General features: G+C 56.9%; 14 protein-coding genes. All 14 read right to left on the bottom strand.

Going from position 1 to position 12779, the window contains the following annotated elements; translation table 11 throughout:
- The gene (gene traF / locus G449_RS0114725) at positions 1–507 is read right to left on the bottom strand and encodes a conjugative transfer signal peptidase TraF (protein ID WP_022660083.1); all 507 of its coding nucleotides are present in this window, start codon (positions 505–507) and stop codon (positions 1–3) included.
- Positions 485–2539 carry a type IV secretory system conjugative DNA transfer family protein gene (locus G449_RS17420; protein ID WP_022660082.1) on the bottom strand — a complete coding sequence of 685 codons (2055 nt, stop codon included), beginning with the start codon at positions 2537–2539 and terminating at the stop codon, positions 485–487. The genes traF and G449_RS17420 overlap by 23 nt, the downstream gene beginning before the upstream one ends.
- Positions 2540–2608: 69 nt before the next feature.
- On the bottom strand, positions 2609–3844 hold the full coding sequence (locus G449_RS0114715) for a TrbI/VirB10 family protein (RefSeq protein WP_022660081.1): 1236 nt from the start codon (positions 3842–3844) through the stop codon (positions 2609–2611).
- Positions 3845–3852: 8 nt separating this feature from the next.
- On the bottom strand, positions 3853–4371 hold the full coding sequence (locus G449_RS17940) for a hypothetical protein (protein WP_022660080.1): 519 nt from the start codon (positions 4369–4371) through the stop codon (positions 3853–3855).
- On the bottom strand, positions 4371–5306 hold the full coding sequence (trbG, locus tag G449_RS0114705) for a P-type conjugative transfer protein TrbG (protein WP_022660079.1): 936 nt from the start codon (positions 5304–5306) through the stop codon (positions 4371–4373). The genes G449_RS17940 and trbG overlap by 1 nt, the downstream gene beginning before the upstream one ends.
- Before the next feature lie 8 nt (positions 5307–5314).
- A complete protein-coding gene (locus G449_RS0114700; protein WP_022660078.1) occupies positions 5315–6058 on the bottom strand; it encodes a VirB8 family type IV secretion system protein in 744 nt (247 codons plus the stop codon).
- Between the two features lie 17 nt (positions 6059–6075).
- Complete coding sequence (gene trbL / locus G449_RS17935) at positions 6076–7197, bottom strand: P-type conjugative transfer protein TrbL (protein WP_022660077.1); 1122 nt, start codon at positions 7195–7197, stop codon at positions 6076–6078.
- Between the two features lie 12 nt (positions 7198–7209).
- Positions 7210–8010, bottom strand: a complete 801-nt coding sequence (trbJ, locus tag G449_RS18230) for a P-type conjugative transfer protein TrbJ (RefSeq protein WP_022660076.1) — start codon at positions 8008–8010, stop codon at positions 7210–7212.
- 72 nt (positions 8011–8082) lie between these two features.
- On the bottom strand, positions 8083–10518 hold the full coding sequence (locus G449_RS0114685; RefSeq protein WP_027181049.1) for a VirB4 family type IV secretion/conjugal transfer ATPase: 2436 nt from the start codon (positions 10516–10518) through the stop codon (positions 8083–8085).
- Positions 10512–10808: a conjugal transfer protein TrbD gene (gene trbD, locus G449_RS0114680; RefSeq protein ID WP_027181048.1), complete on the bottom strand. Its 297-nt coding sequence runs from the start codon at positions 10806–10808 to the stop codon at positions 10512–10514. Before trbD ends, G449_RS0114685 begins: the two co-directional genes overlap by 7 nt.
- Positions 10808–11155 (bottom strand): TrbC/VirB2 family type IV secretion system protein, encoded by a 348-nt coding sequence (locus G449_RS0114675; protein WP_022660075.1) that lies wholly within the window; start codon positions 11153–11155, stop codon positions 10808–10810. Before G449_RS0114675 ends, trbD begins: the two co-directional genes overlap by 1 nt.
- The gene (locus G449_RS18225) at positions 11127–11339 is read right to left on the bottom strand and encodes a Com family DNA-binding transcriptional regulator (protein WP_081640593.1); all 213 of its coding nucleotides are present in this window, start codon (positions 11337–11339) and stop codon (positions 11127–11129) included. The genes G449_RS0114675 and G449_RS18225 overlap by 29 nt, the downstream gene beginning before the upstream one ends.
- On the bottom strand, positions 11336–12328 hold the full coding sequence (gene trbB / locus G449_RS0114670) for a P-type conjugative transfer ATPase TrbB (RefSeq protein ID WP_022660074.1): 993 nt from the start codon (positions 12326–12328) through the stop codon (positions 11336–11338). Before trbB ends, G449_RS18225 begins: the two co-directional genes overlap by 4 nt.
- Positions 12328–12774 (bottom strand): hypothetical protein, encoded by a 447-nt coding sequence (locus G449_RS17400; RefSeq protein WP_022660073.1) that lies wholly within the window; start codon positions 12772–12774, stop codon positions 12328–12330. The genes trbB and G449_RS17400 overlap by 1 nt, the downstream gene beginning before the upstream one ends.
- Between the last annotated feature and the right edge of the window lie 5 nt (positions 12775–12779).

Raw genomic sequence — 12779 nt, 5'->3', positions numbered from 1 at the left:
TTATTCTCCTTTGGAGTTGAAAATAAAAACAGGCTCGACCCGCTGGAGCGCATCCAGCGGGACAAGCCCGAAATAACGGCTGTCGAAACTGCCCTGATGATCGGCCAACACCAGAGCCATGCCGGACGGGATAACCCCGGCGCTGAGAACTGAGGGCATGGCGCGGCCCTGGCTGTCCAGGGCGCGGATATGCAGAGCGTCGGGGTTCACGATATCGCCCGGCAGGCCCGCTATCCGTTTGAGCAGAGGGCGAAGCCCGGAGGGACAGGAACCAGCTTGCAGATAGCCGCGTTCTCCGGCCAGAGCCGCGTACTCGCCATCCAGGCAGAAGCTCACCAAGTCGCCTTTCCCCGGAGCACCCGGGGAAATCCGGTAGACACCTTTGGGCAAAGACGGCGTGGGATTTATGCGCAGGCCCGAGCCAAAAGCCAGCATCAGCATGATCGCCAGCCAGAGCACCGAAAAAAGGCCGCGTCGCGCCCACCTATTCAGCGAAATAGCTTTCATAGGAGGCCTCTGGTGGGGTTGTGACGGTTTCAGGCGCGGGCTTGGCCGCAGAACTGGAGGAAGCAGAAGGCGCTGCCGTATACCAAGCCGCAGGGCGCGGCTGGTACAGGGAATCGGAAATGCCGCTCTGATACACGCTGTTCAGGCCGGGCACCGGCACCTTGGAACGCTTGGAAAACACCGGATCAAAAAAGTAAAGAATCTGCCTCCCATAAATCGGCGACTGACCGGCAGTGAAAATGAGCATATCGCCGGGCTTGATCACCTTGCCCTGGTTGTCCTTTTCCGGCCCAGGCAGACGCATGCATTCGTCAGGCGTGAGCAACGGTCTGGCTGTTTCTGTGACGTTCACCGAGGCGTTTTTCATGTGGCCGGAGCGGGAGCCAGAGAGTGACACCTTTTCTTCCACCACCGTGGTCTTGCCGGTCATGTCCGAAAGGGTTTTGGCGGTTTCAATGGTGTTGGGAGCGTAAGCAATGCGCACATGGCAGTTGGCCATGAGCGCGTTATCCTTGCCGTACACAGCATTGAGCTGGGTTATGTCCTGAACGATGAGATAGACCTTGCCGCCGTAACCGGCGATGTAGGCCAGGGCCTTTTCCATGATCGGAAGTTTGCCCAAAGAGGTGAACTCATCGAGCATAAGCAAAAGCCGGTGCTTGTAGCCCGCTTTGCTGGAGCCGTCCGCGAACTCCATTTTAGAGCAGATGCGGCGCACAATCATGTCCACCATGAGCCGCAGCAAAGGCCGCATACGGTCAATGTCAGCCGGGGAAATGACAAGGTAGAGGTTCACCGGCTTGTCATGGTTCATCAGATCGTGAATGCGGAAGTCACAAGAAGCGGTGTTCAGGGCCACCACAGGATCGCGGTAGAGAGCCAGGTTGGTCAGGGCGGTGGAAACAACGCCGCTGGCCTCGTTCTCCGCCTTGTTACTCATTTCTCGAGCGGATGAAGCGATGAAGGTATGGGCTTCGGCACCTCCTTCGCCATGCGGAAACATCTCTTTGATAATATCCGCGTGTGGTGTGGCGATCATTTCCTCAAAAAGCTGTTTTATAGTACGGCTTTCATCCGCCAGCATGCAGGAAAGATCGTAGAGGTTGGCCGTGCGCTTCTGGCTATGCCGGATCATGATGCAGCAATGCAGGATTGCACCGCCGAGCATGGCGAAAGCCGCTTTGCTCCAGTGGTCTTCCAGGCCTTTGCCTGTGGGATCAACCAGCATGGCAGCCATGTTCTGCACATCAGGAATGGCCAGGAGAGAATCCAGGCGGATTTCTTCCAAGGGATTAAAGCAGGCCGATGCGCCGGAAGGGTCAGACGGATCAAAGCGCAGCACAGTCTGATCTTGCGATTTCCGCCAGCCAGCCGTCAGCGCCCAGTTTTCGCCCTTGATATCCAGCACAATGCTGGAACCTTCCCAGGCCAGAAGCGTGGGCAGAATCAGACCCACGCCCTTGCCGGAGCGAGTGGGCGCGAAAACCATGATATGTTCCGGCCCGTTGTGGCGCAGGTACTGTTGAACTTCTTCCGGCTTGGATTGCAGCCCGCGCAGCAGCAGAGCCAGCCCAGCGTACTTTTTGAGCCAGCCGCCCACGTAGACGCCTTTGCCCTCAAAGTAGCCCATCGTGCGGATTTCTTTTTCTTCCGCCCACCGGGCAGAGCCGTGCAAATTGGCATTGGAGCGCAGCTTTTTTGCAAAGCAGAGCCACACGCCCAAGATGATGAATTGTGGCAGCAGGAACAGGGCCTGGCTCTGAGTAATGGCCTGATCAATGAAGCCGTAGGTATCGGCTGGCCCAAACTTCGCCTGCCATTCAAAGGCCGACCAGGGCCAATACCAGGGCAGGCCGAAGGCCACGCCCAAGGGCTTGCCGAGAGCTGGCTGATAGCTGAAAAATGCGGCTATACGTTGTGTGGCCAGCATCATGCTGACAAGGCCATGTAAAAGTAAAAAAGGCGGGTACAGCCAGCGCAGAGAACTTTTAGGCTTCTCTGTGCCCAGGCCGTATTTTGGCACAACGCCCATGATCGCACCTCGTAGAGAGGCCGTCATGCGGCGCTGAGTTGGGGCGCGTGGCCCTCAGAAGGAAAAGACCTATCGCCAAGCCTTGTACGGCTGCTGAAACACCAAGTCCTTAGTGACGATCACGTTGAACTGATAGCCCGTGCGGATTTCCAGGGTGGGCTTTATATTCAGGTTTTTCTGCAACAGCTGCATGGTGGCCTGCCCTAATTGCGCAGCCAGGGCCGCGCCCATTTCATCCTGCAAGGTAGGTGTGCTGTTGCCGCTGTCCGAACCGCTGGAAGGCCGTAGCGCATCCATAGAATAGGACATGCCGCCTGTAATCATGCTCATGAGCACGGCGGAACCAAAAATACGGAAATAGTGGTTGTCCACTTCATCCGTGTACCCGGCATTCCCCGCAATATCCGAGCCGGGCATGGCTCCAAGGGTGACGGCGGAACCATCAGGAAAAACCACGCGGTTCCAGGCCACCAGCACCCGTTCTTGCCCGTAAATTACCCGTGAATCGTAGGTGCCGAAGAGCTTTGCTCCCTGCGGAATGAGCAGTTGCCTGCCTGTGGCCGTATCCCAGACGTTTTGTGACACTTGGGCAATAATGTTGCCCGGCAGATCGGAATTGATGCCTGTCACCATAACGCCGGGGATCACTGTGCCGGTTTTCAGTTCCAGAGGCTGACCGGCTGTGCGGGTATGGGGCGACATCCAGCTGGAATCCTTTCCGGCCCGGCTGAAAAAGGCCTCTTTGTCCTTATCCGCAGCAGGATCGTAGGAGCTTTCCCGGATACCGTAAGGATCGGGACTACCGTCTTGGCCGTTGGAAGATTCCCGCCGCCGTTCTTCCGTTACCGTAGCGGCTTTGCTGTCCGCTCTTTCAGAGGCTTTTTTGACGCCAAGGGGAGCCGTAAGCGCCGTCAGTTGCGCCTGAGCCTTCATGCGCCGGATGTTTTCCAGCTCCTGACGGTACGGATCAGATTGCTCTTTGCCGCCCTGGACGACAATCAGCGGTTCTTTTTTTGTGCTTTTTTCGGGAGCTGCCGGAGGCCCGGCAATGGCTGGAGAACCAGCCGGAGGCATCAGGGCAAGGCCCTTGCCTTCACCCATGAGCAACGGCTTTTCCTGCTCTTTAATATCCACTTTTTTCGTGGCGGCTTCTTCTTTCTGGTTGTGGGCAAAGTTCACGCTGTAGACCAGAATGCCGACCAGCAAAAGGCCAGCCAGCGCCACGGCATACATGGGCCATTTGCTCATGCGGGCCACGTTGACCTTTTTGACCGGCTCAAGGCTGTTAGGGGTAGTGTCGGACATACCGCCCCCTATTCCGTGATCGCGGTAACGCCTGAATCCCAGGCCTGCCGCGTTTTTGAAGATGCCTTGTCTACCATTTTACCCAGACTAGACCGCTTGAATTCAATGGTGGTTCGGCTTTGTCCGGCTTCCGGCTGTCCGCTGGCCGTGTACGCCCGCGCTATGGCCTTGCCGTCTGAAAGCCGAAGTTGCAGATACCACGCGGCCTTGTCTTCCAGCGCATCCAAGGTGTAGGCCACGGCCAGGGTATCAGCGGAATCCGTAGTAGCCAGGGTAAAACCCTGTGCCCGCAGACCGTTTTCAAAAGCCGCAGCAAAACCGTTGCCAGCGTCTTTCGCCGGGAGCAGATGCAAGGTGGTGTGCCCAGGCGGATACAGAGCCGTAAGGCAGGAAACCGCATCCGTTGCAATGGCCGACACCGCGCCGCCTTCAGGCAAAGGGCCACAGTAAGAACCAACCGGCCCGCGCACGGCACAGCCGGAAGCCAGCAAAACCGTCAACATCATGGAAAAGAGTATGGTACGCATCACTTACCCCCTCTCACGACTTCGATTTTTTCCTGATCGCCGCCCACACCGATAATCAGGGCAATGCGCTCAAAAAGGCCATCCACGATCATGGCCGAGTCTTTGACTCTATAGTTCACCAGTACATCCTGTTTTCCCTTGCGCACCAGGAGCACCGGCATTTCCCCCGACTTGGACTTCTCCTGCAGCCGGATGAAGGTTTGCTGGCCATCGTCGTATACGCGCTCCGGCTTCCAGCTCGCCTTGCCCTTGACCTCGTAGTTGAAGTTCAGAGCGGACAAATCCGCTTGTTTGCCGTCCACAGTGGTAGAATTCCATTCCCGATCTTTGGCCTCTTTGGCTTGCCTTTGAGCCGCTTTCTGGCGCATGGCATCAGCGTACAAGAAGCCAACATACGGCGTATGCCCGGAACGCTGAGAGACAAGCCGCAAATGGTACACGCGGCGGTTTGTAGTAACAACGGCGGAGCTTTCCAGCCCCGCGTCCACCGGCTTGATGAAGAGGTGAACCGTAGCCCCAGCGCCGGAACCGGCAGAGCCGGAATCCACCATCCAGCGGGCAGAGTCGCCCACCACTATTTCATTAACGGTTTCGCCGGATTCGAGTTCCACGTCACATACCTGCATGGGTGTGGCCACAATCGTGGGCAGGCTGGCCCCATGCACGAAAACCACCTTGCCGCCGCTGGATAAAACAGGGTCAACATTCTGCCGTGACCAGTCGCTGGAAAGTTGCAGTGCCTTTTTCTCCCTGGAGTTCAGGGGGACAGTCTTGGGGCTGAGATAGTCGATTTCCGGCATGGACGGCGGCATGACCGTGGGCACTCCTTCAGCCGTCAATGCCGGAGGATAGCCGTCTGGCACAGAAGCCGGAGCCGCTATGGCGGGAACAGCGTTCAGGGCAAATACAAAGGCAAAGAGCAGTATCTTTTTCATAGTGAACCTCATTGTTCATTGGTTTTGGATGACGTGGGTGTGGCCGGAGCCAAAGTCTGAGCACCAACCACTTTCCCGGCTGACAGCGCCGTGATGTACACGCCGCCAGGGTTACGCAAGAGAACCGCGTCCACTGTGGGCGGATTGATTTGCACCGTTACCGTGGCTTCATAGGTGTAGGTATCCAGGGTAACGCCCGCGTGGCTGCGGACGGTTTCTACCCATTCAACCCGGTAGGAATCGGAGCTGACCGGCAGGGGCAGGCCTTTGACTTCCACATGCACCAGCTTGCCGGTCTTTGCGATTTCATAGGGATTATTTGCTTCATACCATTGACGCAGAACGCCCTTGGCGCTCCCGGCCATGAAGAAGGACAGGCGATCAATCATCTTTTTCTGGAGTTCCACGTCCGCCGTGACTGTGCGCCAGTTGCTGATGCAGGCCGCAATTTCCGCCTGTATCAGGCGCTGTGGTGTTGCGCTGGCTGCGTCTGCCCGTGCTACAACAGAGGATTTCCCCAGGTTGTCCACTTCGATGATGTAGGGAACCGTCTTGACTTGCCGCGCCTGGATGACGTTGCCGGTGATGGAAATGCCGGTCAGGATCAGGCAGAAAAAAGCCACCATACGCCATTGCGTTGCCCAGCTGATGTAGGAGCCGTAGCGCTCCAGCCATTCTTCCCGCCCGTTCAGGTAGGGGCTGCCCGCTTTATCCGGTGCGGGCTTATCTGTTTTGTCTTTGAAAAAAGCCATGTGTACCGCCATATTGTTTAAGATTTATCGCCGTTTTTATTCATTTTTGCCCGCTCCAGGCGTTCCTGCATTTCTGAGCGGGTACGAGTGCTGAGGTGCTTTTCTCCGGATGTTTTCGCATCCTGGCGAGCCCCCCAGAGGGATTTAGCCATGTGGGCCATTTTTCCGAGGCCGCTTGCGCCTTCCATGTTGGCCACGTTGGAAGCGTCCCGCATATTTTTGATGGTGTTGGAACTGCCGATAGCCGCGCCGATGGCTCCGCCACCGGCAGCAGCCACAGCAGAAGTCAGCGCCGCGCCGCTGGAGACATGGGAACCGTTGATGATGCCCGCACAGACATCAGGCAGGGATTTAACCAGGGCCAAGAGCACCACGGACGCGCCAATGACCACGAATATGTCTTGGAGTTCAGCCGTAGAGGTGGAAAAGCCCTCAATAAAGGCGATGCCGACACCGAGTACGAGCTGCATGACAAAGAGCTTGAAAGCTACGGCCAGAACATAGCGAATGGCATTCACCGCGTAATCTTTCAGGAAGTTTGAACCGCCGAAGCCCACCAGGATCAGCGCCGCACCCATGGCGATCATGGCTTCGCATTTGATGAACACCACTTGCGCGGAAATGAGCGCGAAACATACAATGATTACCAGGGCGGCAAGCAGCAATGCCACGGAGTTGCCTGGCGACCAGATGGAGAGTTTATCCAGCACCAGTTTGACGAGCTGCATGCCGGTCAGGAACGGCGATTCCGAGGAATATCCGCCTGGAGTCAGCTCTTTGCCGATAGCGCCCAGGCCGTTGATGAGGTTCCACGACCATTCTTTGTAATAGGTGATGACAGCCAGGAAGAAGCCCGCCGTCAGCAGGAGCATGACGAACTGCTTCATAATGTCGCCAAGCTGATCGCGGTTGAGTGCGGCCTTGATGCCCAGAAAGCAGACTTCCAGAATCACCAGCCAGCGGAATACGGTCAGGGCGTATTTACGCAGAATCGGTTCCCAGGCGCTTGTCTTATTGTAGAATTCAGCCACCAGCTTGGACACGAAGTCTTCATTTGCGGCATGGGCTTCACTGACGCCAAACACGAGCAGCCCGCAGCAGAGGCATAGGAAGAAGGCGAACAGGATATTTCGTTTCATAGAAACACCCGCCTAGAATGGGTCAGGCTTGGCCTGCGCCTTGCCAATCCTGTTTGTTTTCAGAGTGTTTCGCCACGCCTCCTGCTGCATCTGCGCTTCCTTCTCCGCCTTCATCTGGCTGGCCAGCGACGATTGCACCTGTGTGGCCATGAGTTCACGCAACTGCCGGGCTTCCTGCACCTGGAGCGCTGAAAGCTGATTACCCGCCTGGATCGCCTTCATCTGGCCGTCCGGCGTGGATAAAAGATTGTCCATGTATTGCTGGAATTGCGCCGGGTTTTGCTGCAAATCGGAAAGCTGTTGGCCACTCAGCTGAAACGTGGCCTGCGAAGCCTGGTCTACCGACTTTGCCCACTTATCCCACTCCGACTTGTAGCGAGCGTTGGCGGCTTCCACTTCCTGCGGACTTGCTCCGGCCAGATCGCCGAACAAGCTTTGTTCAGGGAACAGGTTGGTGAAGATTTCTCCCAAGGCCACAATATCGCCGCGCTGGGTTTTGAGTGTGTTGGAAAGCGAAGCCAGCCGGGTCAGGCTGCCTCGCAGCTCATTCACCAGGTTGGCCGGAAGCTGGGCCGTGTTCTGGAGCATGTTTTCAAACTGCTCCACGTTTTGCTGCACCATACGAATCTGCTGGCGCGTCTGCTCCACAGCTTCCTGATACTGCTTCATCAGGCTGGAAAGCTGCTCCATGTTGGTGATGCGATCCAACATTTGCACCAGGTTGGTGCTGCAATTCGTGCAGGTGACAGTGATGGCCTGAGCGGGCGAAGCGAACAACGCCAGGGTCAGAGCGAGAAGGATATATTTCTTCATAAAAAGACTCCTTTGATCAGGGTGGACGCTGCCCTGAGGGTACCGCGCAGAGCAGCGTCCACGTTGTTTCCGTTACGCTGCGTTGCGCTCGTGCAGCCATGCCGCCTGCCAACCGTCCGGCCCGTGTTCGGCTGCGAGTTCCTGAATACGGGCGATGCTCTCCTTGTCCGAAGCCCCCACAAAGGCCAGCGTCTTGCGTCCAAGGGCGAGCTGCACTTGCCGCCGCCCTTGGGGCGTTACAACGTAGTAGTCCCGCTTAGGCGTGGCCGTGGCGATGATGCCGATCTGCGTTTCGTTGAGTCCCATCCCCGTGTACAGATCGCGCTGGCCTTCCTGGCGGGCGGCGATGTTGGGCAGGAAGATCTTGGTCAGGCAGGATTCTGTGAGTACATCCAGAATGCCGGAGTTCCGGGCGTCCGAAAGGCTTTGCGTGGCCAGGAGAACCGCGCAGTTGGCCTTACGCATGACTTTCAGCCATTCCCGAATCTTGGCCCTAAACACCGGATGCCCCAACATGATCCAGGCTTCATCAAGGATCAGCATGGTAGGATCGCCGTCTAAAGCCTTTTCAATGCGGTGAAACAGGTAGGTCAGAACCGGAATCAGGTTTTTGTCGCCTAGGTTCATCAGGCTCTCGACTTCAAACACCATAAAACTGGACAGGTTCAGGCTGTCCGTGTCGGCGTCCAGAATTCGCCCCATTGCCCCTTGCGCGGTGTAATGCTGGATAGCCTCCTTAATCTCTCGATCCTGCACTACATGGTAGAAACTGGTCAGGGAACGCAGATGCTCCGGGTTGGCCGCAAGACTTTGCATGGCCGTGTGAATGGCGTTGCGGTGCGAAGGCATGACCGTGAAGCCTTGCAATTCCATGAGCGAAGCGATCCATTCTTCCGCCCAGGAGCATTCAGCGTCTGACTCGCTGATGCGCTGTAAAGGCGCGAAGGAAAGCTGGTTGGAGTCACCAATATTGTAGTGATCGCCGCCTGCCCCATAGCAGAGCGGGAACATGCTCATGCCCTTGTCAAAAGCAAAGATGCGGGCGTTATCATAGCAGCGAAACTGCGCGGCAAGCGTTGCCAGCAAAGTGGACTTACCCGCGCCGGTCGGCCCAAAAATGAGCGTGTGCCCCAAGTCTCCGACGTGGATGTTGAACCAGAACGGCGTGGATTTATCTGTTGTCAGCACAGCCAGAGGCCTGGAATCAGGCGGATAGAATGGGCAGGGACAAACCGGAGAACCTGTCCAGACCGTTGCCAGGGGCAATAGATCAGCCAAGTTCAGGGTGTTGACCATAGGACGCCGCAAGTTGGCGTATCCGTTACCCGGATGCGTTCCCAGCCAGGCTTCCAGGGCGTTGATACTTTCAATCCGGCAGCCGAAACCGAGAGTCTGCACCGTGCGCCGCAGTTCCCGTGCCCAATCCTGCAAGCGCTCCTGGTCTTCGTGCATCAGCACAATGGTTGAGGTCAGATAGCCCGCGCCCACATAGCCCCCCTGAACTTCTGTGAGCGCGGTTTCCGCGTCTTCGGCCATGAGCAGGGCATCACGATTGGCGCGGGCATTGGGGTTATTGAAAAACTGGTCCATGAACCGGAAAACCTGCTGCCGCCAGCCCTTGCGGTAGGAGTTGATTTCCTTTGTGGCGTCATACTGATCCAGGCACAGAAAGCGGCTGGAAAAGCGGTACTCCAAAGGAAGAGCGTCCAACTCCGCCAGCATGGCCGGGTAGGACTCCTGCGGCAGGCCGTCTATGGAAATGACTGCCAAATGCCTGTCGCCCAGGCGCGGAATGATGCCGCCCACTAAATCTTCACTGCCGAGCAGTGCATCCAGGTACATGGGCGTTTCCGGCACCCGCATGGGATGCAGCTCGCCGGAAAGGCAGTGCTGGAGATGCGAAAGCAGATCGGACTGCGTGTAGTCTTCCCCGTCCGCGTAATAGGCCGTGTATTCGCCCAGCCGCTGCATGTGCAGCACGGCGGAAAGCGCATCTTCCAGCTCTTCCAAGGTATTCTGGAATTGCACCAGAGCCTTTTCCAAGCCGGAAGACGAAACCGCGCCCGCTTGTGCTTTACCCGCCATTTTGGCGGCGTTCAGGTTGGGTTTATAGGTGACGGACAAGATCGTGCTGGTGCTGAAACAACGCTGCCCAGCCTCATTACCGGAACCGTTGAAATACTCCCGGCGCTCATCGTCGATCATTTGCGTTACAGGATCAGGGAAGTGCCCTTTGCCCGGAGCCGGATAGGCCCGATGACTGCTGCGGATCGCATCCATATGCAACATCCAGCCGGTTCCGAGCAACTTGACCGCGTTGTTGAACTGCGCCGACACGTAGGCCATCTCGTCAGGCGTGGAGCTGGCAGTATCCTGCCCGCGTACTTCCCATGCCGCCAGAAAGGAGGCGTCTTTGTTCAGGACCACGCCCGGCGCAACAAGCGCCGCGTAGGGCAACAAATCAGGCAGGCCTTTGGCTTTAGAGCGGTAATCAGCGAGTTTCAGCATTTGAAACCCCCTGTGAGCCGCCAACGGCTTGCCTTGGCCGGGTAGAATTCCTGTTGCTTGATATGCCGCAGCCAGACTCGGCTCATAATCGGGTCGGCCTTGGCCATGCGCCGCAGGGCAAACACCGCCAGAATCCAGAACACCACGGCGGAAATGATGGAAACGGCAGTCAGCCCGCCCACGCCCACAAGCAGGGCAATCAGGCCGCTGGTCATAACCAGTTCACGTTCCGCGCCCATGATATGGGCATGGCGGTGTAAGGATTGATGGATAGGGAGGGTACGGCTCATCAGATCACCGCCCCGCTGAAACTGAAGACGCTGTTCACGATGCTGGCCGCGAACGCGATGAAGGAAATGCCGAAGACCACGGACAAGAGCAGCTTGAAACCACCGCTGATGTCGTCTTTGTTCATTATGAAGATGACACCGCACAGCGCCATAGCCACGATGGAAATCCATTTACCGGCAGGCCCGGTAATGGTGTTTACGACCTGTTCAAGGGGAGAGGAAAACTCGGTGATGCCGCCTGATGCAGCTGCAAATTCAGGAAAGACCAGAAGGCAGAGGGCAGCAAGGGCAAAAAAGGTCAGACGGGATTTTTTGCTTTCAGGAGTGGAAAGAACTATTACGCTCATGACTGTCTCCATGATGGAGGCCGTCATGCGGCGCTTGGCTGGGGCGCGAGGCCCGCAGAATGATGCGAGTTTTACAACGCGGGCACAGAAGCTCTATTTCTCCGGCTTCCATGCGTCCTTTGGCCAGCAGTTTGTTGCAGTTGCCGCAACGCACGTCTTTAGGGTCTTTGGGTGTTGCGGTCATGGCAATTGTCCATCCTGGTTTGCTTCATACAAATTCTCCGTTTCGTAGGTTTCGGTTTTTGGGTTGAACCTGTTGACCTTGATAATGTTGGAAATACGGCGCTGGTTGGCCGGAGTCTTTTCCATGTACACCACCAGATCTACCGCCCGCCCGATCAATTTTTGCTTAGGCCCAAGCCCGGCTTCCTCCACTAATTCTTCCAGGCGCGGCAGGGCCTCTTCCGCACCATCCGCATGGAACGTGCCCACGCCGCCAGGGTGGCCCGTGTTCCACAGTTTGAGTAATTCAAGGGCGGCATAATCCCGCACTTCTCCCACCAAAATGCGCTTTGGCGCATACCTCATGCTGACCTTGGCCAGTTTGCGCATATCCACGTCCGAGAGCACGGAAGTACGAAAAAACACGGTGTTGGGGCTTTTGGATTGCAGCTCCGCCGTATCTTCCAAAATGAGCAAACGATGCGAGGGCGTAAGCTCCGCAATGGCGTCGATCACTGCGTTGACGAAAGTAGTCTTGCCGCTTGAAGTTCCGCCAACCACCACGATATTCCAGCGCCGGAGTACTGCGTCATGGATTATCTCAACCACCCGTGCCGTGATGGAACCGGCAGCCAGATACTCAGCCAGGGTAAACACGCGGCTGGCTTTCTTACGCAAAGAGAAGGACGGACCAGGCCCGACAATGGGCGGAAAAGTGCCCTCAAAGCGAGAGCCATCTAGGGGAAACTCACCTTCCACAATGGGGTTCTTCTCATTAACCGTCAGATCAAGACCACTGGCCACCAGCGAAAGAATCAACCGGCTTTGCGCCAGCGGTATTTCCCCGATAGGTTCATGCTCCTGCCCATACCGTTCGATCCACAGGGAACCGTCCGGGTTGAGCATGATCTCAATCACCAGTGGGTCTTCCAACGCCGTGAGTATAGGCCCAGCGCAGTTGTGCCGTAGGCTGGCCAGCAGGCGCGGATCGTCACAGGCACGCATAAGCATCAGCGTACCGCCTTCAGCACAAAGACCGCCACATTGACCAAAGCCGAAACGGCCACGATAGCCGCAAGCCACGCCGTGCTATTTTTGAAAGCATTCAGCCGGGCAGCGTGATCGTCAAAGACTTTGCGGATGCCTTCCACTGAAGCTGAGGACAGACTTGTGGAAAGTTGCGACACAGCAGTCTGCACGCCGGAGACATAGGTGTCAGTTTTTTCCGCCATGAGTCTGTTCAGGCCGCTCTCGTGCCGGGTCTGGAGTTTCTGTATTTCTGAGAGCCAGGCATTGAGGATGGTGCCCACCATAAGAATGGCATCGTTCTTCGGCAGCATCTCCCCATGCACTTTACCGACCAGGGCACGGGCCTGTTCCAGAGACAGTCCTATGCCGTCCGGCAACGGAATTTCGGGAGTTTCAGGAGTGCTGGCAGGGGGTTCTATTTCTGACATGGAAG

It is taken from the genome of Desulfovibrio desulfuricans DSM 642 (genome assembly GCF_000420465.1).
In the GTDB taxonomy this organism is placed as follows: Bacteria; Desulfobacterota; Desulfovibrionia; order Desulfovibrionales; family Desulfovibrionaceae; genus Desulfovibrio; species Desulfovibrio desulfuricans.
The sequence above is the reverse complement of the archived record's forward strand: the minus strand, read 5'-3'. Positions and strand labels throughout refer to the sequence as shown.

Excerpts from the sequence above, each read along its gene's own strand:
- G449_RS0114685 (WP_027181049.1), bottom strand. The coding sequence starts at position 10,518 with ATGCTGAAACTCGCTGATTACCGCTCTAAAGCCAAAGGCCTGCCTGAT.
- G449_RS0114675 (WP_022660075.1), bottom strand. The coding sequence starts at position 11,155 with ATGAGCGTAATAGTTCTTTCCACTCCTGAAAGCAAAAAATCCCGTCTG.
- G449_RS0114700 (WP_022660078.1), bottom strand. The coding sequence starts at position 6,058 with ATGGCTTTTTTCAAAGACAAAACAGATAAGCCCGCACCGGATAAAGCG.
- G449_RS17940 (WP_022660080.1), bottom strand. The coding sequence starts at position 4,371 with ATGCGTACCATACTCTTTTCCATGATGTTGACGGTTTTGCTGGCTTCC.
- G449_RS17420 (WP_022660082.1), bottom strand. The coding sequence starts at position 2,539 with ATGGGCGTTGTGCCAAAATACGGCCTGGGCACAGAGAAGCCTAAAAGT.
- trbB (WP_022660074.1), bottom strand. The coding sequence starts at position 12,328 with ATGCTTATGCGTGCCTGTGACGATCCGCGCCTGCTGGCCAGCCTACGG.
- trbD (WP_027181048.1), bottom strand. The coding sequence starts at position 10,808 with ATGAGCCGTACCCTCCCTATCCATCAATCCTTACACCGCCATGCCCAT.
- G449_RS0114715 (WP_022660081.1), bottom strand. The coding sequence starts at position 3,844 with ATGTCCGACACTACCCCTAACAGCCTTGAGCCGGTCAAAAAGGTCAAC.
- trbJ (WP_022660076.1), bottom strand. The coding sequence starts at position 8,010 with ATGAAGAAATATATCCTTCTCGCTCTGACCCTGGCGTTGTTCGCTTCG.
- traF (WP_022660083.1), bottom strand. The coding sequence starts at position 507 with ATGAAAGCTATTTCGCTGAATAGGTGGGCGCGACGCGGCCTTTTTTCG.
- G449_RS18225 (WP_081640593.1), bottom strand. The coding sequence starts at position 11,339 with ATGACCGCAACACCCAAAGACCCTAAAGACGTGCGTTGCGGCAACTGC.
- trbL (WP_022660077.1), bottom strand. The coding sequence starts at position 7,197 with ATGAAACGAAATATCCTGTTCGCCTTCTTCCTATGCCTCTGCTGCGGG.
- G449_RS17400 (WP_022660073.1), bottom strand. The coding sequence starts at position 12,774 with ATGTCAGAAATAGAACCCCCTGCCAGCACTCCTGAAACTCCCGAAATT.
- trbG (WP_022660079.1), bottom strand. The coding sequence starts at position 5,306 with ATGAAAAAGATACTGCTCTTTGCCTTTGTATTTGCCCTGAACGCTGTT.